The organism is Roseovarius sp. PS-C2, assembly GCF_018862045.1.
Classification (GTDB): domain Bacteria; phylum Pseudomonadota; class Alphaproteobacteria; order Rhodobacterales; family Rhodobacteraceae; genus Roseovarius.
Window position 1 is genome coordinate 255,763 of record NZ_JAHKSQ010000003.1, and the last position, 22,976, is coordinate 278,738.

A 22,976-nucleotide genomic window follows, 5' to 3' on the forward strand; every position below is an offset into this window, starting at 1 on the left:
AGACACGGATATATCCGTTTGCGCGACTATCTCAATCACCGCGCAACTCCCACTCGACTCGCGCCATGTTCACGGGCTATTAAACTGGATAGCACAAGGAATTTAACTCCATGACCTCTATTCTCGTCCTGAACGGGCCGAACCTGAACCTGCTGGGACAACGCCAGCCCGAGGTCTATGGCACGACGACACTGGCCGATATCGAAGCACTGTGCCGCGATACCGCCAGCGCCCTGAGCGTTGAACTGACCTTCGTCCAAAGCAACTCCGAAGGCGCTCTGATCGACGCAATCCATGCCGCGCGCGGAACGCATGACGGGATCATTCTGAATGCCGGCGCCTATACCCATACATCGGTGGCGCTGATGGACGCGCTAAGCTCGGTCGACCTGCCCGCCATCGAATTGCACTTGTCCAATGTTCACGCGCGTGAAGAGTTTCGTCATACGTCCTATATCGCCAGGGTCGCCGTCGGCGTGATCTGCGGCTTTGGCGCCCATGGTTATGCGCTTGCGCTTCGGGCCATGGCACAGCATCTCGACGCCAGCGGATGATTTCAAGCGACCAAATCAACACCCTGATCAACGCCAGCAGCATCGAAGAGCTGTGGACGCGGCATACGCGGCAAATGGCTGATTTCGGGTTCGACCGGATCATGTACGGCTATACCCGGTACTGCACCGAAACGTCTTTCGGCGACCCGGAAGATTTCGTGTTGCTGACCAATCATTCCAGCGACTACACCGACGTGTTCATCGGCGAAGGCCTGTATTTCCATGCGCCGATGCTGCGATGGGCTCTGCACAACGAAGGCGCCTGTTCCTGGACGATCCTGCGGGAATGGGGTGACGCCGGCACACTGTCGGACGATCAGCGCAAGGTTCTCGAATTCAATCGTTCCAAGGGCGTGTGCGCGGGCTATTCCATCAGTTTCAAATCGGTGGCGCCACGGTGCAAGGGTGCGATTGCGCTGACCGCCCGCGACGGGCTTGACCAGGTCGAGGTCGATCGGGTCTGGGAACGGCACGGCAGGGAAATTCTGACCCTCAACAATGTCGTGCACCTGCGCATTCTCACCCTGCCCCATACCTCGCCGGGACGGAAACTGACCAAACGACAATCCGAGGTTCTGGGATGGGTCGGCGACGGCAAGACCATACAGGATATCGCCCTCCTGATGGGGCTGACCCCCGCCACCGTCGAAAAGCACTTGCGACTCGCCCGGCAGTCGCTGCGGGTCGAGACAACCGCGCAGGCGGTTCTCAAGGCGGCATTGCAGAACCAGATGTTTGTTATTGAACCCTAAAAGATTACTGCAAAACCAATAATTTAGAGAAAATTAATCGTTTGGTAAGGAAAATCTTACTTTCTTAACGGCGAAATTCCGCGCAAACTGGTTGACGTTCCGTGAGTGGTGGCTTTGAGCCAGGGAACATCAGGCCGTCAAATCTCCGTTATTATGGGGCTCTGTCGCCTGCCGGTTTTACAGCCGGACCCCGGTCGCCAGTTCTATTGTTTCGGACTGGCGGCCGGACCTTATACCCCGACAGATCCCGGTGACTTTCCTTGCCCCCTGCCCCTGCGCAGTAAAAAACGGCGCCGCCCACAAGGACCGGCGCCGCAATTCCGCGATGAAGGATTCGCTTAGCCCTGAACGGCCTTGGCCACTTCGGCAGCGAAATCTTCTTCTTTTTTCTCAATGCCTTCGCCCACTTCCAGACGGACATAGCCGGTGATCTCGGCCCCGGCGTCCTTGGCGGCGGCCTCGACGGTCAGATCGGGGTTGATCACAAAGGCCTGGCCCAGCAGGGTCACTTCCGCCATGTATTTCTTCATGCGGCCTTCGATCATCTTCTCGATCACGTTGTCCGGCTTGCCCGACTCTTTGGCGATGTCGATCTGAACCTGGCGTTCCTTGTCGACAACCGACGCATCCAGTTCGGCTTCGTTCAGCGCGGCGGGGTTGGTTGCGGCGATATGCATGGCAACCTGCTTGCCGAACGCCTCGTCGCCGCCCTTCAGCGCGACCAGAACGCCGATCTTGCCCATGCCATCGGTCATGGCGTTGTGGACATAGGACACGACAGTATCCCCCTCGATCGAGGCCATGCGGCGCAGCGACATGTTTTCGCCGATGGTGGCGATCTTGTCGGTGATGGTGTCGGCAACGGTCTTGCCACCCAGATCGGCGGCGTTCAGCGCGTCGATGTCAGCGGCGCCCAGGGCGGCTTCGGCGATCTTGCCGACCATCTCCTGGAACTCGGCGTTCTTGGCGACAAAGTCGGTCTCGGCGTTCACCTCGACAGCCACGCCCTTGCCACCGTCTACCTTGACGGCAACCAGGCCTTCGGCGGCGGTGCGGCCCGATTTCTTGGCGGCCTTGGCCAGACCCTTGGTGCGCAGCCAGTCAACGGCGGCGTCCATGTCGCCGTCGTTTTCGGTCAGGGCTTTCTTTGCATCCATCATGCCTGCGCCGGTTTTGTCGCGCAGTTCTTTTACCTGTGCAGCTGTGATCGCCATTTTGGCTCTCCTTGGGGAATCATCGAATGGGTCAGAGGCGGGCTTGCCCGCCTCTCATGTCAGTTTCGTGAAAGCGGCTCAGCTTTCTGCCGCGGCCTCTTCGGCGGCTTCGGCAGCAACCTCTTCGACCGGCGCATCGACCATCGCGCCCACGTCGACGCCGGCGGCGTTCATCTGGGCTGCGGTGCCGTCCAGAGCGGCGCGGCTGACCAGATCGCAATACAGCGAAATGGCGCGTGCGGCGTCGTCATTGCCGGGGATGATGTAATCCACGCCATCAGGCGAGCAGTTGGTATCGACCACAGCCACGACCGGGATGCCCAGCTTGTTGGCTTCGGCCACGGCCAGCGCTTCTTTCTTGACGTCGATGACGAACAGCATGTCGGGCAGACCGCCCATCTCACGGATGCCGCCCAGGCTGGCCTGCAGCTTCTCCTGGTCGCGCTCGAGGCCCAGACGTTCCTTCTTGGTCAGGCCTTCACCGCCTGCGCCCAGAACTTCGTCGATCTCCTGCAGACGCTTGATCGACTGCGAAACGGTTTTCCAGTTGGTCAGCGTGCCGCCCAGCCAGCGGTGGTTCATGTAATACTGGGCGCATTTCTCGGCCGCATCCGCGACCGGCTGCGAGGCCTGGCGCTTGGTGCCGACAAACAACAGACGGCCACCCTTGGCGGCGGTTTCGCGCACGGCGTTCAGCGCGGCGTCGAGCAGCGGAACTGTCTGCGTCAGGTCCATGATGTGGATGCCGTTGCGCGCACCGTAGATGAACTCGCCCATGCGGGGGTTCCAGCGCTGCGTCTGGTGGCCAAAGTGAACGCCAGCTTCCAATAGCTGACGCATGGTGAACTCAGGAAGAGCCATGGTCTTTATCCTTTCCGGTTTCTGCCTCGGCACGGGGAAGAGAAGCGGATGCTTCAACCGGTGGACTGCTGGGGATGTCTCCCCCAACGGCCCGCCCGTACCTGCGGTGTAAGTGGCGCGCGTATACGCCCATGTTTCGCGCAGCGCAACCCCCCTGCCCCTTGCATCGTCGCATTATGCAGGGCCAAATGCCGCAGACCTGTCCGCAACAGCCGGAAAGACGCGCATGACCCTTCTGCATATCGCGCCCGACGTGGCCCGCGCCCTCGACGCGGGCGCGCCCGTGGTGGCGTTGGAATCGACGATCATCACCCACGGTATGCCGTGGCCGCAGAATATCGAAACCGCCCGCATCGTGGAACGGACCGTGCGGGATGCGGGCGCGACCCCGGCCACCATCGCCGTGCTGGAGGGGCACTTGCATATCGGCCTGACCGATGCGCAACTGACGGCCCTCGCCCAGGCACGCGGCACCGCCAAGCTCAGCCGCGCCGATCTGGCCGCCTGCATGGCCAGCGGCGGCACCGGGGCCACCACCGTCGCCGCCACCATGATCGCCGCCGCCCGCGCCGGCATCGACGTGTTCGCCACCGGCGGGATCGGCGGCGTGCATCCCGGTGCGGAAGACACGTTCGACATTTCCGCCGACCTGCACGAACTGGCCCAGACCCGCGTCAGCGTGGTCAGCGCCGGGGCCAAGGCGATCCTCGACCTGCCCAAAACGCTGGAGGTTCTGGAAACCCTCGGCGTGCCGGTCATCACCTGCGGCCAGGACGATTTTCCCGCCTTCTGGTCGCGCCGCTCGGGCCTGCCCGCACCGCTGCGCATGGATGATCCCGCCACCATCGCCCGCGCCCACCGGCTCCGCGCCGCACTGGATTTGCCCGGCGGGCAACTCATCGCCAACCCGATCCCACCCGAGGCCGAGATTCCGCTGGAAACGCTCATGCCCCTGATCGACCGCGCCCAGTCCGACGCCCGCGCCCAAGGCATCACCGGCAAGGCGCTCACGCCGTTCCTTCTGCAGCGCATCTTCGATCTGACCGACGGGCGCTCTCTGCGTGCCAACATCGCACTGGTGTGCAACAACGCGGCCCTCGCCGCCCGGATCGCCGCCGCAATTTGCGCCAGCTGAACGCCCACCGATCGGGCAGCCCGCGCCACCCGGCCGCGATGCGTGGCGCAAACCCATTGTGAGCGCCCTGCAAACCCCTTAGATAGCGGATATTGCTCAGCAAAGCAGTTATGCCCAGATGACCACGCCTTTCGACGACCTTCCAGACCCGACCCGCAAACCCGGCAGGTTCGCCGGGCTGCGCGCCAGCTTCCTGACGGGGATCGTCGTGATCGCCCCCGTCGCCCTGACGATCTGGCTGATCTGGTCGCTGATGGGCTGGGTGGACAGCGTGGTGCTGCCGCTGGTTCCGGTCAACCTGCGCCCCGAGCATTACATCGGCATCAACCTGCGCGGCGTCGGCCTGATCATCTTCCTGATCTTCACCGTGATCGTCGGCTGGATCGCCAAGGGGCTGATCGGCAAGTCCCTGATCCGCTTCGCGGAATCTCTGGTCAACCGGATGCCGGTGGTCCGCTCGATCTATTCGGGCGTCAAACAGATCGCCGAAACCGTCTTCGCCCAGTCCGAGCGCAGCTTCGAAAAGGCCTGCCTCGTGCAATACCCGCGCAAGGACATCTGGGCCGTGGGCTTCATCTCCACCGCCGCCAAGGGCGAGGTGAATGACAAGGCCGAAACCGGCTCGGACCTGCTCAGCGTCTTCGTGCCCACCACCCCGAACCCGACCAGCGGCTTCCTGCTGTTCTTTCCGCGCGAAGACGTGATCGAACTGGACATGAGTATCGAGGACGCGGCCAAGCTCGTGATTTCGGCGGGGCTGGTCTATCCCGGTCAGGCCGACCCGGACGAATCCCGGCCCAAGGCCGGCAAATCCGACTGATCGCGCGCCCATACAGAAAACGCGCATGTTTCACCTTGCGCCAGATCAAGGCCACGGGCGACAAAATCATATTCCAATTTCGGAATGCAGATTCTGTCAACGCCTAAGGTGCGCCCATGATTCGCCTCTTGCCACCACTCCTGCTGTCGGTCCTCGCCGTCGCGGGGTCCGCCCTCGCCCAACAGGGCACGGCCCCCGCCCTGCCCGGCTCCGGCAGTACCGCGGATCACTCCAAGTTCGAGAGTCTGCAAAAAGAGTTCACCTCGGGCCCCGAAGTCACCCGTGCCTGCCTGTCGTGCCATACCGAGGCCGACGATCAGGTCATGCATTCCATCCACTTCAAATGGGAGTTCGAACACCCCGAAACCGGCCAGATGCTGGGCAAGCGCAACGTGATCAACGCATTCTGCGGCTCGGTCGCCGGAAACGAGCCGCGCTGCACCTCCTGTCATGCCGGCTATGGCTGGGAGGACATGAATCAGAGCTCGGCACAGGCGCAGGCGACGCCCGATTGCCTCGTCTGCCACGACACTTCGGGGCAATACACCAAAACCGCCACCGGCGCGGGCCACCCGCCGCTCGATCCGGTGCCGGAAAATTCCAAAACCATCACCGGCGCGAAATCCTGGGCCGTCGATCTGGGCAAGGCCGCGCGCAGCGTCGGCATGCCGGGGCGCGACAATTGCGGCAACTGCCACTTCTACGGTGGCGGCGGCGATAACGTGAAACACGGCGATCTGTCCTCAGCGCTTTACCAGCCCGCGCTCGCCACCGACGTGCACATGTCCCCCGACGGGCAGAATTTCACCTGCGCCACCTGCCATGTCAGCGATCAGCACAACTGGGCCGGATCGCGCTACATGATGCAGGCCACCGATCCCCACGGCACCGGCAAACCCGGCGAGGCGCGCGGCGCCGCCACCTGCGAAAGCTGCCACGGCAACACGCCCCACCCGGCGGGGCTGAAGGGCATGAAGCTCAACGACCATACCGACACGCTGGCCTGCCAAAGCTGCCACATCCCCGAATTCGCCCGTGGCGGCGTGGCCACCAAAACCGTCTGGGACTGGTCCACAGCGGGCAAGCTCGACGAACAGGGCCGCGCGATTTCGATCTCGGACTATCTCGAATCCGACGGCGATCACCGCCACACCTACCTGTCCACCAAGGGCGATTTCGAATGGGGCGAAGAGGTGGTGCCCTATTACGCATGGTTCAACGGCGTGGTCGAATACACCACCGGCGACCTCAAGATCGACCCGACCCGGACGGTCGAGATTAACCCGATCCACGGCACGCCCAACGCGCCCGACAGCCGCATCTGGCCCTTCAAACGCATGGAAGGCCGCCAGCCCTATGACAGCGTGAACAACGAACTGGTCTATACCCATGTCTGGGGCCCCACCACCGACACCGCGCTCTGGACCAATTTCGACTGGGCCAAGGCGATCGACGCGGGCATGAAAGCCGCCGGCGAGGAATATTCGGGCGAGTTCGACTTCGTCGATACCTATATGTACTGGCCCATCACCCATATGGTCGCCCCCGCCGAGGACGCCGTGGACTGCGAAAGCTGCCACGCCAAAGACGGCCGCATGGCCGGGATCACCGGCGTGAACATGCCCGGCACCGCCCCCTACGATACGGCGGGCATCCTGGGCCTCGCCATGTTGCTGGCCTCCCTGGGCGGGGTGCTGATCCACGCCGCCATCCGCCTGCTGCGCCCTTCGAAAAACGGAGCCTCCCATGACTGAGCGTTACGTCAAGGTCTACCCCCGGTTCGAGCGCTTCTGGCACTGGACGCAAATGGTGCTGATCGTGGCGCTGCTGTTCACCGGCCTGGGGCTGAACGGGCTGCACGCGCTGATCCCCTTCGGCCCTGCGGTGATGCTGCATACCGTGGCCGCGCTGGCGCTGATCGTGCTGTGGGTCTTCGCCATCTTTTGGCACCTGACCACCGGCACGTGGAAACATTACGTGCCCACCCGCAACGGGCTGGTCCGGGTGGCGAAATTCTACCTGTTCGACATCTTCAAGGGCGATCCCCACCCCTATCGCAAGGCCTATTGGCGCAAACACAACCCGCTGCAGTCGATCACCTACCTCGCGCTCAAGGTCATCCTGTTCCCGGCGATCTGGATCACCGGCCTTCTGGCGCTCGGCTGGAATGTCTGGGAAGGCGCCGAAAACGCCACCGCGCTGGCGGGCTGGGTCACGGGCATCCACCTCGTCGCCGCCTACGCCATCGCCGCCTTCGTGATCGCCCATGTCTACCTGCTGACGGTCGGGCATTCCTTCCGCGAGCACGTCAAACCGATGATCACCGGCTTCGACAAGATCGACCTCACCCCCGAGGAAGAGGCCTATCTCGAAACCGACGAACCGGACCGTATCAAACCGCTGACCTGAGCGGGCTCACGAAAACATCGCCGCCATATCCACCGTGCCGCGCCTGTTCAGCGCGCCGCGGTGCTGGCTCAGGAAGGTCTCCGCCGCCGCCCGGCCCGCATCGCGCAGCTTGTGCAGGACCCAGGGCGTCGGCACCAGCTTGCTGGCCACCGACAGCTCTCCCATCAGCGCGTCATCCGAAATCATGTGCACATGCACCCGCTTCATCGCCCCTTCGCTCATCGCCCCCTGATCCAGCAGGCGCTGCACGAAATGAATGGCGCGCAATTCGCGCAACAGCGACGAATTGAAACTGATCTCGTTGATCCGGTTCTGAATCTCCTGCGGGCTGCGCGGCACCTCTTCGCGCTCCAGCGGGTTGATGTTCACGATCACGATATCCTCTGGCAGATCGGGCTCGAACAGCGGAAACAGCGCCGGATTGCCGGTATAGCCCCCGTCCCAGTAATGCGCCCCGTCGATCTCGACCGCCTGGAACAGCGTCGGCAAACAGGCCGAAGCCAGAATGCTGTCGGTCGAAATTCCGTCTCCGGTGAACACCCGGATCTTGCCCGAATGCACGTTCGTCGCACTGACGAAAAACCGCGGCCCCTCGTCGGCACAGACCGTTTCGTAATGAAATTGCTGCACGATCCGCTCCAGCGGATTGCGATAAAACGGCCCATAGGCATAGGGCGACATGACCCGGCTCATGGTGTCCACGGCGGCAAAAGGCATGGACGCCTCCAGCGCCGCGCTCATCAGCCCCGGCGCAGGCCCCGCCATCCAGGCGGGCATCCGCATGTCCTGCACCGCTCCCATCTGGCCCCACAGCCAGTCCAGATTGGCTTTCGCGCCCGCGCGCCCGTCTTCCAGCAACCCCGACTTGAACGCCGCCCCGTTCAGCGCCCCCGCCGAGGTGCCCGAGATCGCCGCCACCTCGATCCCGTCATCCTCTAGCAAACGGTCCAGCACGCCCCAGGTGAACGCGCCATGCGCGCCCCCGCCCTGAAGCGCCAGATTGATCCGCTTCTTTTTGCTCACACCGCTCCCCGTTTCTTCTTGCCCGAAATATCCCGGGGAGCGCGAGGGGCTGGCCCCTCGCCCCGGTCGGATCGCGCCAGCGATCCGAGGCCCCGATCACAACGCCGTCCAGCCGCCGTCGACGCTGATCGTCGTGCCCGTCACCTGCGCCGCCGCATCCGAACACAGGAACAACGCCGTGCCGCCCAGTTGCTCGACCGTGGCGAACTCCTTCGAGGGCTGGCGCTGCAACATCACGTTCTTGATCACGTCCTCGCGGGACATGTCGTATTCCTTCATCGTGTCGGGAATCTGCGCCTCGACCAGCGGCGTCAGAACGTAACCGGGGCAGATCGCGTTGGCGGTGATCGGCTCCTGCGCGGTTTCCAGCGCCGTGACCTTGGTCAGCCCGACGATCCCGTGCTTGGCCGCCACATAGGCGGATTTGAACGGGCTGGCGGTCAGCCCGTGGGCGCTGGCGATGTTCACCACCCGGCCCCAGCCCGCCTTGCGCATCATCGGCAGCGCTGCGGCGGTGGTGTGAAACGCCGAATTCAGGTTGATCGCGATGATCGCGTCCCATTTCTCGGTCGGAAACTCGGCAATCGGCGCGACATGCTGGATGCCCGCATTGTTGATCAGGATATCGCAGGCCCCCGCTTGTTCGATCAGCGCGCGGCATTCCTCGGGCTTCGACATGTCCGCCCTGATGTAGCGCGCGCTCACCCCATGCTCTTTTCCGATTCGCTCCGCCAGCGCGTGATCGTCCTGCGAATCGGTGAACGAATTCAGAACCACGTTGACCCCGGCCTTCGCCATCTCCTCGGCGATGCCCAGCCCGATCCCCGAGTTCGATCCGGTAATGACGGCTGTCTTGCCTGCGACACTCATCTGCGTACCCTCCATGACATATGCATACGCAGCATAATTGCCGCATTCGCGAATGCCACCGGAAAACACGAACACTCGACTGTGCCCTTTTGCGCGGCCCGGAACCGGACGAAAAAAAACGCCGGCACAAGGCCGGCGTTAAGTTATTGAGGCAGGTTTCATACAGGCAAGAAACCTATCGAGCAGTGACCCCTTTATAAGCAATCCGGCGCTCTCATCCAAGCTAAAAGTTTGAAAACCCATGAATCCGTCACTACGGTCCCGGCTCAAGCACACAAGGCGCAGCGGAGATTGTTGCCAGAATGAGACCGTTTTTTTTCCTGCCATTAAAGGCCGCCGCACTGCTCGTGGCCGGGCTTTTCACCTGTCAAGCGGCATGGTCCGACCCCGCGCATGGCATAGCTATGTATGGCGACCCCGCCCTGCCACCTGATTTTGTGTCCCTGCCCTATGCCAATCCGGACGCGCCCAGGGGCGGGCGCGTGGTCACCGGCAATGTGGGCAGCTTCGATTCGCTCAATCCCTTCGCGCTGAAAGGCACGCCGCCCTGGCAGTTGCGCCACCTCACGCACGAATCCCTGATGGGCCGATCCTGGGACGAACCGTTCACGCTCTACGGTCTTCTGGCCGAATCGGTCGAGACCGGGCCGAATCGCGAATGGGTGGAATTCACCCTCCGCCCGCAGGCCCGATTCTCCGACGGCAGCCCCGTTACCGTCGCCGATGTGATCTGGTCCTACGAAACGCTCGGCACCAAGGGGCACCCCCGCTACCGCACCTTCCAGGACCAGGTCGCAAGCATCGAACAGACCGGCCCGCGCAGGGTCCGGCTGACCTTCAACACCGAAGACCGCGAACTGGCGCTCATTGCCGGGCTGCGCCCGATCCTGCAGAAGGCCCAATGGGAGGGGCGCGATTTCGCCGATGCCACCCTGCGCGACATTCCCATCGGCTCGGCCCCCTATGTGGTGGCCGATTACGAGGTGGGCCGCCACGTCATCCTGCGCCGCAATCCCGACTACTGGGGCAACGATCTGCCCCTGCGGCGCGGCACCAACAATTTCGACGAGATCCGCATCGAATTCTACGGCGACAACACCGTGCTGAAAGAGGCGTTCAAGGCCAAGGCCCTGTCATGGATTCGCGAATTCAACGCCGACCGCTGGGAAACCCAGTACGATTTTCCCGCCATCCGCTCGGGCGAGATCGTCAAATCGGAGATCCCCCATTCCAAACCCTCGGGCATGACCGGATTCGTGATGAACACCCGTCGCCCGCCGCTGGAGGACTGGCGGGTGCGCGCGGCGCTGATCCACGCCTTCAACTTCGAATATATCAACGACACGCTCACCGGCGGGCGGCAGCCGCGCATCACCTCGTATTTCTCGAATTCCGACCTGGCGATGCAGCCCGGACCGGCTACGGGGGCCGTGCGCGCCCTGCTGGAACCCTTCGCCGAAACCCTGCCCCCCGGCACGCTCGAAGGCTACGCCCTGCCCACCGGCGATGGCTCGGCCCGCAACCGGAGCAACCTGCGCAAGGCGATGGCGCTTCTGGAACAGGCCGGGTGGACGGTACAGGACGGCGTGCTGAAAAACGCCGAGGGGCAGCCGCTCGAACTGACCGTCCTGTTGCAGCAGGATGCGCTGATTCAGCAGGCCACCGCGATCATGGATATCTACGCCCGCGCGCTGGAACGCCTCGGCATCGCGCTCGACGTGCAATCCACCGACAAGGCGCAATATGCCGAACGCGAGCGCATGTTCGATTTCGACCTGACCTTCATGCGCCGCTCGCTCTCGCTCAGCCCTGGCAACGAACAACGCTTCTACTGGGGCTCCGAGGCCGCCGACCAGCCCGGCAGCCGCAATCTGATGGGCATGCGCTCGCCCGCCGCCGACGCGATGATCGACACCATGCTGACCGCGCGCAGCCGCGAAGACTTTGTCGCCGCCACCCGCGCGCTGGATCGCGTGCTGACCGCCGGGCGCTATGTGATCCCCATTCATCAATACGCCGTGGGCAGAATTGCCCATATCCGCGAATTGCGCTATTTAAAGGATCATCTGCCGATCTACGGGGACGGCATCGGTTTCCTCCCCGAGGTCTGGTGGTACGAAAAAGATCAAGAGCAGTAAGACCCACAAAGAGGTAAACCCCATGCGCAACCTGATCGCTCTGGCCCTGATCGCGGCCCTGTCGGCCTGCGCCACCGTCGATGGCGTCGGGCGCGACATCTCCGGCGCGGCGCGCGGCGTGCAAAGCTGGTTCTGAGGCTGGCGCAGCCCCGCGCGGAATCGACAGTTTAGGAATAGGCGGTGTTGAGGACTTTCTCCTGCGCGAAACAGCGCCGAAGGCGCCGCGCCACAAGGAAACACGCCTCCAGTCCTCTGTCGGTCATCCTGCCCCGTCACCAACAAACCCCACTTGGCGCGCCCGGTCCTTCCACGCTATAGGGGCGGGAACCGATAACGCAGGAGCGCCCGACAATGGCCGAGCCCGAGCAGCCGCAGATCTACCTCATCACCCCGCCCGAGATCGAGCTCTCCACCTTCCCGGATCGGCTGGCTCGCGTGCTGGACGCGCACGAGGTCGCCTGCGTGCGCCTCGCGCTGGCCACGCGCGACGAAGACCGCCTGTCGCGCGCCGCCGACGCCTGCCGCGAGGTGACCCACGCCCGCGACATCGCGCTGGTGATCGACAGCCACCTGATGATGGTCGAACGGCTGGGGCTCGACGGGGTTCACCTGACCGACGGCGCGCGCTCGGTCCGTGCCGCGCGCAAAGAACTGGGTGCCGAGGCCGTCGTCGGATCGTTCTGCGGCACCTCACGCCACGAAGGCATGAACGCCGGTGAGGCCGGGGCGGACTATGTCAGTTTCGGCCCCGTAGGCGCGACCGGCCTTGGCGACGGGTCCGTGGCCGATCCCGACCTGTTCGAATGGTGGTCGCAGATGATCGAACTGCCCGTCGTCGCCGAAGGCGCGCTCGATGCCGCTCTGATCCGGGCCCTGACGCCGGTCACCGACTTTTTCGGCATCGGGGACGAGATCTGGAAAGCCGACGATCCCGCCGCCGCCTTGGGCGATTTGATCGCCGCGATGGGCTGAGTTGCGTCCCTGATGGACACAGGTTCCGGCTGACGGCGCTGATTTCGTACTAAACCCGCGTACACTTCGTACAAAACGTACGAAACTCAGCTCATCCGCCGCTCAGGCGGCAGGCCTTGCCGCACGACCTGCTCCACATGCGCCGCCAGATCCTTTCGGCTGGCGAATTTATCAACCTTTTCAGGGGGATGGTAAACGACTTTGACCCCACCCTGCCGCGCCGAGGCCAGCACCCGCAACAAATGCGGCCCAAACTCCATATCACCCCACCACCCGTAAAACCGCGCATCCGCCCCCTCCGGCGCGGTATAGATCAGGCTGACCGGCTGTATATACATTTCATGCCTCAGATCGGGCGTGAAGAACGCCTGAAAAAGTGCTGATTTAAAAGGTAAAACCCGCATATTGTCGGTCGATGTTCCTTCGGGAAAAAACAGCAGTTTATGCCCCGCCAGCAACCGGGCCTCGAACATTTCCTTCTGCCGCTTCGCCTCTCGCGGATCGCGGTTGATGAACACGGTCCCCGTGATCTTCGCCAAAGTCCCAATCCCCGGCCACCCGGCCACCTCGGATTTGGAAACAAAATAGATTCGCTTACGGGCGTTCAGGGAAAAAATATCCAGCCATGACGCATGGTTAGACACCACTGCTCCAGCGTTTTTCATGGGCGTTCCACGGCTTTCAAACCGCATCCCCAGGATCACGAACGCCATACGGCAAACCCATTGCGTGATGAACGGCGTCCAAGGTCGATGCAACCCGTACAACACCCGCTCAGGCCCACGCAGCAGCACCGTGGCCACCACGCCCGAGGTCAACACGAACGTCAGAACCCCGCCCCTCAATACCGCATATACCCACCCCAAAGGCGGGATCGGATCATCGGGTGGAACATCCCCCGAATTCCAGATGAAATTCACCTTGTAACGCCCTTGGAATAAATAGTTTTTTGCTTTTCGCTCATATCGCTTGTATCCACGACAAGGCAAACATCCGTGGTATTGAATGCCCGATCGACAAAGGCCCCGTCGCCGACGAATCCGCCGAGCCGCAGATAGGCCTTGATCAACGGCGGCACCTGCAACATCGCCGCCCGCCGGTCCAGGTTTTCCTCGGGAATCAGGTTCATCGTCTGATAATGCGCCGCCTGCGCACGCACCCGCAACGCCTCGGGCGCCAGGTGTCGGTGATAGAGTAATGATAACGGCTGCGCCAGGTCCTGCGGGTTGGTGCCATGAAAACTGGCGACCCCGAACAGGATTTCCACCTCATGTTCCGCGATATATGCGGCCAGTGCGCTCCACAGGTGATAAAGACCGGCCCCACCGCGATAATCGGGATGAAGGCACGAGCGGCCAAGCTCCATAACCTTTCGATTACAATGCCTTAGAGAGGAAAGTTCATATTCGTCTTCGGAATAGAACTGCCCGGCATCTGCCGCCTGATCGTCGCGCAGCAGGCGATACACGCCCACCACCGCACCATCGGCGGCATCGTCGAGCAATAGCAGATGATCGAAAAACGGATCGAAACGATCCTGCTCCAGCCGCGCGTCGTGATCGACCATCGGCCCACTTCCGCCCAGTTCCTTGATGAACACGTCATAGCGCAAACGCTGCGCCGCACGCAGTTCGTCAGCGGTGGCCGCCAGTTTGACGCGGAATTGCGGGGGTTTGTCCGGGCTCATGGGCGTCTGGATGTCCTTGCGCGTTGTGCCGGGGTTGTAGGAAAGCTGCGTTGCAAAGGCAACGGTCTGAAAAACGGCGATCACCCGCAAGGGGCGTTAACCGTTTGATAACCAAAATTATGGATCAATCACGGGAACAAGTCCAATACGCGAACCATCAATCACGACCTTGCCAACCTCTTGAAAGTTCACGGTAATTCTGTTGCCTATATTGGACTGAACTTGCCCGGTCCCCCAATCCGGTTGATCGGGGTGGCGCACCAGCATACCGGGTTCCAGTAACGCGTTCAGGTCTGACATCGCCTGTCCTGTCTTAGGGAGTAAAACATGACCCATCATAGCGACATGATAGCGGCACTGGTAGGGTCGCGCATCTGTCACGACCTGATCAGCCCCGCAGGGGCTGTCAGCAACGGGATCGAACTCCTGGGCATGGCCGGGGCTACCGATGGACCGGAAATGCAGCTTCTGCGCGACAGCGCCGCCTCCACCAACGCCAGGATTCGCTTGTTTCGTCTGGCTTTCGGACAGGCATCTGACGGGCAAGGCGTAGCCCGCGATGAGATCACAGGCCTTTTGTCCGAGCTTCACGAAAACCGGCGGATCAGCCTGGCGGCCTTCCCCGATCAGGATTTCGACAGGATGCAGGCCAAGGCCCTGATGCTGGCGGTGCTCTGCGCGGAACAGGCATTGCCCTTTGGCGGACAGCTACGTGTAAACATGCATGAGGGCCTGTTTCAAATCCGCGCCGAAAGCGACAGGCTCGGTGCCGACCCGGCCCTTTGGGCCTTGTTGCAAGGCGATCCCGCGACCGATGTGCAAGACGTGCCGCCCTCTGCCGTCGAGTTCCTGTTGCTGCCCCGGCTGCTCGGACGGATGGGCCGTCCTTGTGAGGTACAGATCACCGGAAAAACCGCCGAGATTGCCTTTTAGCCGCGAACCGCGCCGTCGGCCTCGACCAGATACTTGAAGCTCGTCAGCTGCGTCGCCCCCACCGGGCCGCGCGCGTGCAGCTTGCCGGTGGCGATACCGATTTCCGCGCCCATGCCGAATTCGCCGCCATCGGCAAACTGGGTCGACGCATTACGCATCAGGATCGCGCTGTCCAACTGCTTGAAAAACTTCGACGCAACCTGATCGTCTTCGGTGATGATGCAATCGGTATGATGCGAGCTATAGCGCCGGATATGCGCAATCGCCTCGTCCTCGTCCGCGACGACCCGAGCGGCGACAATACTGTCGAGAAACTCCTTGCCCCAATCTTCATCGCCCGCAGCTTGTGTTCCGGGGATGACTTGCAAGGTTTCGTCGGCGCGCACTTCCACACCGGCGTCGATCAGGGCGCGCAGAAGCCCCTGTCCGATGGTATCCACCACTTCGCGATGAATCAGCAGGCATTCGACAGCGCCACAAATTCCGGTGCGGCGAGTCTTGGCATTCATCACCACTTTCAGCGCCTTTTCAGGGTCGGCCTCGCGGTCGATATAGATATGCACGATCCCTTCGAGATGCGCAAAGACGGGCACGCGCGCCTCGCGCTGGACCAGCCCGACCAGCCCCTTACCGCCACGGGGAACGATCACGTCAATCATGTCCACCATGGTCAGCATTTCCTGCACCGCTGCACGGTCCCGCGTGGGCACCAGTTGCACCGCGTCTTCGGGCAGACCGGCGGCACGCAAGCCTTCGACAAGGCAGGCATGGATCGCCCCGGAGGAATGAAAGCTCTCCGATCCGCCCCGCAGGATCACCGCGTTCCCCGATTTCAGGCACAGCGCCCCGGCATCGGCCGTGACGTTGGGCCGACTTTCATAGATCACGCCAATCACCCCGATCGGCGTGCGCACCCGGCGGATATGAAGGCCCGACTCCATGTCCCACTCGGCCATGATCTCGCCCACCGGGTCGGGCTGTGCGGCCACGGCGCGCAGACCGTCAACGATCCCCCTGATCCGATCCTCGGTCAAAAGCAGGCGATCCATCATCGCCTCGGTCAGTCCCTTGTCGCGACCATAAGCGAGATCCTTTTCATTCGCCTCGATGATCTCGGCACGGCGGGCCCAGACGGACTCGGCGGCGCTCTGCAACGCCTGCGCCTTGCTTTCCGACGTGGCCACAGCCAGCTCTGCCGCGGCGGCTTTGGCGCGGGCACCGATATCGGCCATCAGGGCGGGAATGTTATCTGTATCGCTCATCGGGACATATCCTTGAAAGTCGGCTTTAGTCTGTCTTCGGAGGTGGTTCAGAACGCCATGTCATCACGGTGAATCAATGGCCCGCGGGCAGGATAGCCCAGAACCGGCTCGATTTGCGCCGAACGAAGCCCCTTGATCTGATCTGCGTCCACAGCATCATAGCGCGTCAACCCCTGCCCCAGAACATGGCCCTCGGGATCGACGATTTCCAGCGGATCGCCGCGCCCGAAACGCCCCTCGATGGCCTTTACGCCGGCGGGCAACAGGCTGCTGCCGCTGCGCAGCGCGCGCGCCGCCCCGGCATCCACCACCACGCGCCCGCGCGGTTTCATCGCCGCGATCCACGCCTTGCGTTTCTGTTGCGGATCGCCTTGTGCCTTGAACCATGTCGCCGCCGCGCCCTTGGCCAGTTCCTGAACGGGATTGAATACCGAGCCTTCGGTGATCGCCATGTCACAGCCCGCCGCCGTGGCGGTCTTGGCCGCCATCAGCTTGGTTTTCATTCCCCCTTTGGACAGGCCCGACCCCGCATCCCCAGCCATGGCCTCTATCTCGGGGGTGATCGTTTCGATCACGTCAAAACGGCGCGCATCCGGGTTTTGTGCCGGGTTGGCCGAATAGAACCCGTCGACATCCGATAACAGGATCAACTGATCGGCTCCTGCAGTCACCGCCACCTGTGCCGCCATCCGATCATTGTCGCCATAGCGGATTTCATCCGTCGCGACCGTGTCGTTTTCATTGACGATAGGCACCGCGCCCAGGCTCAGCAATTGCTCCAGCGTCGCACGCGAGTTCAGATAGCGGCGGCGGTCGGCGCTGTCTTCCAGCGTGACCAGAACCTGCGCGGCCTGCAATCCATGTTCAGCCAAGGCCTCGGCATAGGCGCGAGCCAATTGGATTTGCCCAACCGAGGCCGCCGCCTGCGATTGTTCGAGCATGAGTTCCGACATCGGCAGTCCAAGCGCCCCGCGACCAAGGGCGATAGACCCGGACGAGACGAGGATCACATCCTTGCCCTGATCCCGCAACCACGCAACGTCCTGCACAAGCGCACGCAGCCATGCGGCGCGCAACTGGCCGCTGTCGCGATCCACCAAAAGCGCCGAGCCGATCTTGATGACCAGTCGTTTGGCCTCGGTTACGGTTGCCACGGCTCGGGCTCTTCATCTTGGGCGGTGCGGCGCAGGCGGTCGTCGTCAATCCGGGAACGCAGCGCACGCAGCACCTCGGTCGTGCCCTGACGTGCGACGCCCGACATTTCCAGTACCGTACCGCCACAAGCCTGTTCCAACTCGGCCCGCGCAGCGGCACGTTCTTCTTCATCCAGCGCGTCGATCTTGTTCAGGACGGTGACACGCGGTTTATCGGCCAGATCGCCGCCATAGGCCTCCAGTTCATGAATGATGGTGCGGTAATCCTCGGCGATGGTGTCCGAGGTGCCATCCACCAGATGCAGCAAAACCGCGCAACGCTCGACATGCCCCAGGAACAGGTCGCCAAGCCCCCTGCCCTCGCTTGCGCCGCCGATCAGGCCGGGGATGTCGGCCACGACAAATTCGACGTCGTCCACGCCCACGACCCCCAGATTGGGATGCAGCGTGGTGAACGGATAGTCGGCGATCCTGGGGCGCGCGTTCGACGTGGCGGCCAGGAAGGTCGATTTGCCCGCATTGGGCAAGCCCAGGAGACCCACATCTGCAATCAGCTTCAACCGTAGCCACAGGGTACGCTCCACCCCCGGCTGGCCGGGATTGGAGCGGCGCGGTGCCTGATTGGTGGAGCTTTTGAAATGCAGGTTGCCCCAGCCCCCGTTGCCGCCCTTGGCCAGCAGTACGCGCTGGCCCACCTCGGTCATATCGGCGATGACGGTTTCCTGATCCTCGTCCAGAATCTCGGTCCCGACGGGCACGCGCAGCACGATGTCGTCGCCATCCTTGCCAGTACGTTGCTTGCCCATTCCGGGTTGGCCGTTTTTTGCAAAGAAATGCTGCTGATAGCGAAAGTCGATCAGCGTGTTCAGGCCGTCGACAGCCTCGGCCCAAACCGACCCGCCTGTGCCACCGTCTCCGCCATCGGGACCGCCATATTCGATATATTTTTCACGGCGGAAGCTGATACAACCGCCACCGCCGCTGCCAGACCGGATATAGACCTTTGCCAAATCGAGAAATTTCATGTCGTCTCCTTAAGCAAAGGTCTCACCCGGCTCAATCCATTTTGAGGCTGTAGGTCCAGGTGGCGACCTTTGCATTGCGCGCCACACTGAACGATTCCGCGTCCCCGAGATACTGGAATCCGTTATTGGTCAACACCCGCGCCGAAGCCGCATTGTCCTGAAACACGGTGGCAAAGAAGGTCCGGCATTCCAACGGATTGGCCCCGATCAGGGCCGCTACCGCGCTCGACGCCACGCCCGAGTTCCAATAGGCCGGGGCCACCCAATACCCGATTTCACACTGGTTGCAGTCCATCCGGTCAAGGCTGATCACGCCCATCAGTTCGGGACCGCCTGCTTTCGTGCCGTCCATGGCCCAGACATATTCATCGTTTGCATCGTCGCAAGCACGCGCAACGAAGGCCTCTATCGTACCCGGCGGCAAGGGATGCGGGATCGAGGTCGTTGCCTTTGCGACGCGTTCGTCGCTGGCATAGAATTCGATCAAACCGGCATCCGAGGCGCGCAACGGGCGCAGGTCGAACCTGTCTGCCTCGATCGCGGGTTGATTAACGATGGGGTCGTGTAACATTCGCCTTCTCCTCCTGGCGATACGGATGAACAATGATCACTCGGGACTGGCCTGTCTCCTCTTCAAGCGCGGTCCGTCAATTGTCAGGCGATGCGCCCGATTGCCCAAACAACGAAAAAGGGACCGGCGTTTCCGCCGATCCCCTGGATTTCTAACCCTGTACGGTCGGCTTACTCGGCGGCCTCTGCCGCTGGCATGACCGAAATGAAGGTACGGCCCTTGAGGCCCTTGTGGAATTTCACAGCACCTTCGATGGTGGCGAACAGCGTGTGGTCCTTGCCCTGGCCAACATTGGCACCCGGCCAGAACTTGTTGCCACGCTGACGCACGATGATGTTGCCGGGAATGACGGCTTCGCCGCCATACTTCTTGACGCCAAGGCGGCGACCCGCTGAGTCGCGACCGTTACGGGAGGAACCGCCTGCTTTCTTGTGTGCCATATCGTGTTACTCCTTTAGCCCTTGACCAGTTCTTTGGCCTGATCGACCCAGCCTTCACGCTCGATCCGGCCTTTGAAGGACAGCTTTTCATCCATATCAGCAATGTCCGCTTCGGTCCATGCTGCGATCTGCGCGAAGGTGGTGACACCGGCTTCGAGCAGTTTTTTCTCCAGCGCGGGACCGACGCCCGACAACTGTTTCAGATCGTCACCAGCGGCATCGGCCTTCTTGGCGGCTTTCTTGGGTGCGTCTTTCTTGGCTTCGGCCTTTTTCGGCTCGGCTTTCTTGGCCGGCTTCTTGGCTTCGGCAGCACCGGCGGCCACGGCAGCGACCGACCCGGCACCGACAGCGGCCTTGACGCCCGACTTGTCGCCACCTTTTTCCAGAATCTCGGTCACACGCAGCAGCGTCAGTTGCTGACGATGGCCCACCGTGCGCTTCGAGCCATGCTTGCGGCGACGCTTGACGAATTTGATGACCTTGTCACCCTTGACCTGGTCGACCACCTCGGCCTGAACGGCCGCACCCTCAACGAAGGGCGCGCCGATCACCGGCTTGTCGCCGCCCAGCATCAGCACTTCGTTGAACTGAATTTTTTCACCGGCATCGGCTGCCAGCTTTTCAACGCGCAGAACGTCACCCGACTGCACCTTGTACTGCTTGCCACCGGTTTTGAGAACCGCAAACATCTGCATTTCCTTTTCCATTGCCGCGTTCTGTGGTCGCCCGCGTCCCTCGCGGGTGTTTCCGGCCCCTGGCCACCTCGAACTGCGCGCCCTTCATTCCGGGCGATAGTTACACCTCCCGCGCAGGATCTCCTGCCGGGATGCGCGCTTATTCAAAAGATCGCGGTCGAAGTCAAGGGGCCGATCCCCTTAATCGTCAGAGTTTTTCGCTCTGCATATGCCGGGCCACGGCGCGGCCCAGAATATAGGACAACTCTTCGTACATGCGATTGAACGCGTCGAACATCGCCCGGTTCAAAACACGCCCGGCCGGAGTACGGTAAAATTCGACATAGGCTTGCAAATCCTCTGGTTCCAAAGGCTCATAGGCCATGAGAAGAAAGGCGTTCATCCAGTCGCGCGCATCTTCACGAACGGTATCTTCCTGACTCCAGACATCGGACAGGATATCGTCCTGCGACATCTCCAGAGCCCCACCGTCGACCAACCCGTTATAAAACATCAGGTTCGAGTTCAGCGCCCCGGTAACATTGCGCTCGATCAGGTCGCTGTCGCGTATCAGTTGCGAGATCTGCTCCAGCACCGGCGCATTTTCGTCGCGGCGCTGTTCCAGGCGGTCGCGCGCGGCTTCTTCCACCGCACTGTCCAGAAATGCCCGCCGCGCAGCAATTTCCAGCCCCACGATATTCTGCCCGCGCGGAGTTTGCATAAAGTCCAGCATCGGCGTCAGATCTTCACCGGCCAGCGCATCGGCAAATCCCCGTACGACGAGCGCGCGCATCTTGTCCGCGTCATGGATGCGGTTCACGACCCGCTGCCAGCTAACCGCATCGGCATCGGGCAACATGTCGGCACCGACCTCCTTGCCATATGCCACACCCTCGTCGTGCATGACATGCACGGTTTCCTTGATCTGAAGGGCGTTCAGCAGCGCCTCGAATTGCGCCTGCGTTTCGTCAGCCGTGGCAGAACCGGCCAGCAGAAGCAGACCGCCGAGCATGGCGCTCAGCATCAGCGAGGCCGCCCGCCTGATCATAGGTCCTGTCCCCGGCTCAGAGTGGCCATGCGCGCGGCCAAAACCTCGAACCGGCTGGCCATGATTTCATACTGGACGGCGTTCATCAATTCATAGACCCGTTGCATCTGCGGCTCTTTCAGTGCCTCAAGATACGCGACCAGATCGTCGTTGGAAATATCACGATACGTATAAGCGGCTCCGGACAAAGCGGATTTACTCAGCGAAACGCGCAGGTCGGACTCGTTGGCGCGCATCAGGGCGCGCAGCGCACCCTCGTCCAGTTCGTTTTCCAGAACCCCGGCATAAGACGCCGCCATCAGAAAGCGCACCTGCACTTCCTGAACGGCGCGCATAGCCACGTCATCGCCATTCACCGCAGTGGTCAACCCGCGCAGCACATCAATTCTTTGGTCGCCCTGTTCCACCATTTCGCCAATCAGCGCCTCGCCCCGCTCGGCCTTGGCGGCGTCATCCTCGGTCATGTGCGAGGCGTTCTCGACCTCGACCAGACGCTGCCCGAGCGGCGAGGCATAGAACGCAGCGGCATGGGTCAGCAATTCGTCGCTCAGAGTTTGTTCCAGAATAGCCAACGCAGTCGCACGCATCCCGTCGGTGTCAAACACGTCTTCTGCCGCATGGCGCCATTCGGTTCCGAAATCACTGGCCTGCATACCGAGCATCTGCGGCGCATCCGTTGCAGACAGGGCGATACTGTCCAGCGCAACACCGAATCCCGTCACCTCCAGAAACGCCTGCAACCTGTCGCGATCGGCGGCCCCGGCCGGGAACGTCGCAACTGTAAGGGCAAGGATCGCCAGTATCAGCCGTACCGGGCGCATTGCGACTGCTGCTGGTTGGGTCAGGACTGTCATGCGCGCTCCTTTCTCTGCAGGGCCTTTTTCCAACCTAGGTGAAAACGACGCGTAAACAATGCAAAACCCCCCTTGTCATCGCCGCGAAAGGAAATTAAACGCAGCCCCCAGACCCCCGCGGAGAGGTGCCGGAGTGGTCGAACGGGGCGGTCTCGAAAACCGTTGATCCTTCACGGGATCCCAGGGTTCGAATCCCTGTCTCTCCGCCATCTATCCGGCTTCCGGATTGTCGACGGCATCCCATATCATGCACTGCGCTGTCGGCGATGAGACCCGATTTGCCACGCTTGGGCTATAGTTTCGCACCGCTCTGGCCTTAATGCTGTGTCAAGGGTCATATCGCACCCTTGCTGTGAAAGGTGACGATCATGACCCGACCCGGACATCCTGTCTTTCCGGCCCGCCATGAGCGGCTGTTCGAATTGATCCGTCAGCGCAATATGGCTAGGGATGTCCAGTCGCGGCTGACCCTCGGTCAGCACATGGCATTGAGCGACGTTCAGGAACGGCAGGCATTTCTGGCAGACGCGATACGCTCTCTGACGGTCGGGCACGACCAATCGCCGGTCGCATAAGGAAT

General features: G+C 62.1%; 26 protein-coding genes and 1 tRNA gene. 12 read left to right on the forward strand and 15 right to left on the reverse strand.

The genetic code is table 11. The features are described from left to right. Positions 1–110 precede the first annotated feature (110 nt). Both aroQ and KPG71_RS07250 read left to right on the forward strand, forming a co-directional pair. Complete coding sequence (aroQ, locus tag KPG71_RS07245; protein WP_216337436.1) at positions 111–554, forward strand: type II 3-dehydroquinate dehydratase; 444 nt, start codon at positions 111–113, stop codon at positions 552–554. Beyond that, on the forward strand, positions 551–1,306 hold the full coding sequence (locus KPG71_RS07250; RefSeq protein ID WP_216337437.1) for a LuxR family transcriptional regulator: 756 nt from the start codon (positions 551–553) through the stop codon (positions 1,304–1,306). The genes aroQ and KPG71_RS07250 overlap by 4 nt, the downstream gene beginning before the upstream one ends. A gap of 338 nt (positions 1,307–1,644) precedes the next feature. On the opposite strand, the gene tsf is transcribed toward KPG71_RS07250, so the two are convergent. Both tsf and rpsB read right to left on the reverse strand, forming a co-directional pair. Then, a complete protein-coding gene (tsf, locus tag KPG71_RS07255; protein ID WP_216337438.1) occupies positions 1,645–2,520 on the reverse strand; it encodes a translation elongation factor Ts in 876 nt (291 codons plus the stop codon). Positions 2,521–2,598: 78 nt separating this feature from the next. Further along, positions 2,599–3,381: a 30S ribosomal protein S2 gene (gene rpsB, locus KPG71_RS07260; protein ID WP_216337439.1), complete on the reverse strand. Its 783-nt coding sequence runs from the start codon at positions 3,379–3,381 to the stop codon at positions 2,599–2,601. Positions 3,382–3,607: 226 nt separating this feature from the next. Between rpsB and KPG71_RS07265 the strand changes: the two genes are divergently transcribed. The 4 genes from KPG71_RS07265 to KPG71_RS07280 all read left to right on the forward strand — a co-directional run bounded on the left by KPG71_RS07265 (position 3,608) and on the right by KPG71_RS07280 (position 7,745). Beyond that, the gene (locus KPG71_RS07265; protein WP_216337440.1) at positions 3,608–4,516 is read left to right on the forward strand and encodes a pseudouridine-5'-phosphate glycosidase; all 909 of its coding nucleotides are present in this window, start codon (positions 3,608–3,610) and stop codon (positions 4,514–4,516) included. 118 nt (positions 4,517–4,634) lie between these two features. After that, the gene (locus tag KPG71_RS07270) at positions 4,635–5,336 is read left to right on the forward strand and encodes a DUF502 domain-containing protein (RefSeq protein ID WP_216337441.1); all 702 of its coding nucleotides are present in this window, start codon (positions 4,635–4,637) and stop codon (positions 5,334–5,336) included. 116 nt (positions 5,337–5,452) lie between these two features. Then, positions 5,453–7,090, forward strand: coding sequence for a tetrathionate reductase family octaheme c-type cytochrome (locus tag KPG71_RS07275; RefSeq protein WP_216337442.1), 1,638 nt, complete (start codon positions 5,453–5,455; stop codon positions 7,088–7,090). Then, positions 7,083–7,745 carry a cytochrome b/b6 domain-containing protein gene (locus KPG71_RS07280; RefSeq protein ID WP_216337443.1) on the forward strand — a complete coding sequence of 221 codons (663 nt, stop codon included), beginning with the start codon at positions 7,083–7,085 and terminating at the stop codon, positions 7,743–7,745. Before KPG71_RS07275 ends, KPG71_RS07280 begins: the two co-directional genes overlap by 8 nt. Positions 7,746–7,751: 6 nt before the next feature. Here KPG71_RS07280 and KPG71_RS07285 read toward each other — a convergent pair whose 3' ends face one another. Together KPG71_RS07285 and KPG71_RS07290 are read right to left on the reverse strand one after the other, a co-directional pair. Beyond that, on the reverse strand, positions 7,752–8,768 hold the full coding sequence (locus KPG71_RS07285; protein ID WP_216337444.1) for a patatin-like phospholipase family protein: 1,017 nt from the start codon (positions 8,766–8,768) through the stop codon (positions 7,752–7,754). 96 nt (positions 8,769–8,864) lie between these two features. After that, positions 8,865–9,638, reverse strand: coding sequence for a 3-hydroxybutyrate dehydrogenase (locus KPG71_RS07290; RefSeq protein WP_216337445.1), 774 nt, complete (start codon positions 9,636–9,638; stop codon positions 8,865–8,867). A 302-nt stretch (positions 9,639–9,940) separates the two neighbouring features. Between KPG71_RS07290 and KPG71_RS07295 the strand changes: the two genes are divergently transcribed. The 3 genes from KPG71_RS07295 to KPG71_RS07305 all read left to right on the forward strand — a co-directional run bounded on the left by KPG71_RS07295 (position 9,941) and on the right by KPG71_RS07305 (position 12,748). Next, positions 9,941–11,776: an extracellular solute-binding protein gene (locus KPG71_RS07295; protein WP_216337446.1), complete on the forward strand. Its 1,836-nt coding sequence runs from the start codon at positions 9,941–9,943 to the stop codon at positions 11,774–11,776. Between the two features lie 22 nt (positions 11,777–11,798). Further along, a complete protein-coding gene (locus tag KPG71_RS07300; RefSeq protein WP_159437749.1) occupies positions 11,799–11,912 on the forward strand; it encodes an entericidin EcnA/B family protein in 114 nt (37 codons plus the stop codon). A 215-nt stretch (positions 11,913–12,127) separates the two neighbouring features. Further along, a complete protein-coding gene (locus KPG71_RS07305; RefSeq protein ID WP_216337447.1) occupies positions 12,128–12,748 on the forward strand; it encodes a thiamine phosphate synthase in 621 nt (206 codons plus the stop codon). An 86-nt stretch (positions 12,749–12,834) separates the two neighbouring features. Here the strand turns inward: KPG71_RS07305 and KPG71_RS07310 are convergent, their stop codons facing one another. From KPG71_RS07310 to KPG71_RS07320, 3 genes are all read right to left on the reverse strand, one after another. Beyond that, positions 12,835–13,566, reverse strand: a complete 732-nt coding sequence (locus KPG71_RS07310) for a lysophospholipid acyltransferase family protein (protein ID WP_367397320.1) — start codon at positions 13,564–13,566, stop codon at positions 12,835–12,837. A gap of 98 nt (positions 13,567–13,664) precedes the next feature. Continuing rightward, the gene (locus KPG71_RS07315; protein ID WP_216337608.1) at positions 13,665–14,435 is read right to left on the reverse strand and encodes a GNAT family N-acetyltransferase; all 771 of its coding nucleotides are present in this window, start codon (positions 14,433–14,435) and stop codon (positions 13,665–13,667) included. Positions 14,436–14,552: 117 nt separating this feature from the next. Then, positions 14,553–14,735, reverse strand: a complete 183-nt coding sequence (locus tag KPG71_RS07320) for a DUF3553 domain-containing protein (protein ID WP_073031381.1) — start codon at positions 14,733–14,735, stop codon at positions 14,553–14,555. 27 nt (positions 14,736–14,762) lie between these two features. Between KPG71_RS07320 and KPG71_RS07325 the strand changes: the two genes are divergently transcribed. Continuing rightward, positions 14,763–15,368 carry a histidine phosphotransferase family protein gene (locus KPG71_RS07325; RefSeq protein ID WP_216337448.1) on the forward strand — a complete coding sequence of 202 codons (606 nt, stop codon included), beginning with the start codon at positions 14,763–14,765 and terminating at the stop codon, positions 15,366–15,368. On the opposite strand, the gene KPG71_RS07330 is transcribed toward KPG71_RS07325, so the two are convergent. The 8 genes from KPG71_RS07330 to KPG71_RS07365 all read right to left on the reverse strand — a co-directional run bounded on the left by KPG71_RS07330 (position 15,365) and on the right by KPG71_RS07365 (position 22,396). Next, positions 15,365–16,630, reverse strand: a complete 1,266-nt coding sequence (locus KPG71_RS07330) for a glutamate-5-semialdehyde dehydrogenase (protein WP_216337449.1) — start codon at positions 16,628–16,630, stop codon at positions 15,365–15,367. The two genes, KPG71_RS07325 and KPG71_RS07330, sit on opposite strands and share 4 nt — an antisense overlap. Before the next feature lie 47 nt (positions 16,631–16,677). Further along, positions 16,678–17,784 carry a glutamate 5-kinase gene (gene proB / locus KPG71_RS07335; protein ID WP_216337450.1) on the reverse strand — a complete coding sequence of 369 codons (1,107 nt, stop codon included), beginning with the start codon at positions 17,782–17,784 and terminating at the stop codon, positions 16,678–16,680. Beyond that, on the reverse strand, positions 17,772–18,809 hold the full coding sequence (gene obgE / locus KPG71_RS07340; RefSeq protein WP_216337451.1) for a GTPase ObgE: 1,038 nt from the start codon (positions 18,807–18,809) through the stop codon (positions 17,772–17,774). The genes proB and obgE overlap by 13 nt, the downstream gene beginning before the upstream one ends. A 31-nt stretch (positions 18,810–18,840) precedes the next feature. Further along, on the reverse strand, positions 18,841–19,380 hold the full coding sequence (locus tag KPG71_RS07345) for a GNAT family N-acetyltransferase (RefSeq protein ID WP_216337452.1): 540 nt from the start codon (positions 19,378–19,380) through the stop codon (positions 18,841–18,843). A 170-nt stretch (positions 19,381–19,550) separates the two neighbouring features. Beyond that, the gene (gene rpmA, locus KPG71_RS07350; protein WP_216337453.1) at positions 19,551–19,820 is read right to left on the reverse strand and encodes a 50S ribosomal protein L27; all 270 of its coding nucleotides are present in this window, start codon (positions 19,818–19,820) and stop codon (positions 19,551–19,553) included. Positions 19,821–19,834: 14 nt separating this feature from the next. Continuing rightward, the gene (locus tag KPG71_RS07355) at positions 19,835–20,509 is read right to left on the reverse strand and encodes a 50S ribosomal protein L21 (protein WP_216337454.1); all 675 of its coding nucleotides are present in this window, start codon (positions 20,507–20,509) and stop codon (positions 19,835–19,837) included. A 193-nt stretch (positions 20,510–20,702) separates the two neighbouring features. Continuing rightward, positions 20,703–21,542, reverse strand: a complete 840-nt coding sequence (locus tag KPG71_RS07360) for a DUF2059 domain-containing protein (protein WP_253196150.1) — start codon at positions 21,540–21,542, stop codon at positions 20,703–20,705. Further along, the gene (locus tag KPG71_RS07365; protein WP_253196151.1) at positions 21,539–22,396 is read right to left on the reverse strand and encodes a DUF2059 domain-containing protein; all 858 of its coding nucleotides are present in this window, start codon (positions 22,394–22,396) and stop codon (positions 21,539–21,541) included. The genes KPG71_RS07360 and KPG71_RS07365 overlap by 4 nt, the downstream gene beginning before the upstream one ends. Before the next feature lie 119 nt (positions 22,397–22,515). On the opposite strand from KPG71_RS07365, the gene KPG71_RS07370 reads away from it, so the two are divergent. Then, positions 22,516–22,605: transfer RNA gene (locus KPG71_RS07370), tRNA-Ser, on the forward strand. A 159-nt stretch (positions 22,606–22,764) separates the two neighbouring features. Beyond that, positions 22,765–22,971: a hypothetical protein gene (locus KPG71_RS07375; protein ID WP_216337455.1), complete on the forward strand. Its 207-nt coding sequence runs from the start codon at positions 22,765–22,767 to the stop codon at positions 22,969–22,971. Positions 22,972–22,976: the final 5 nt, after the last annotated feature.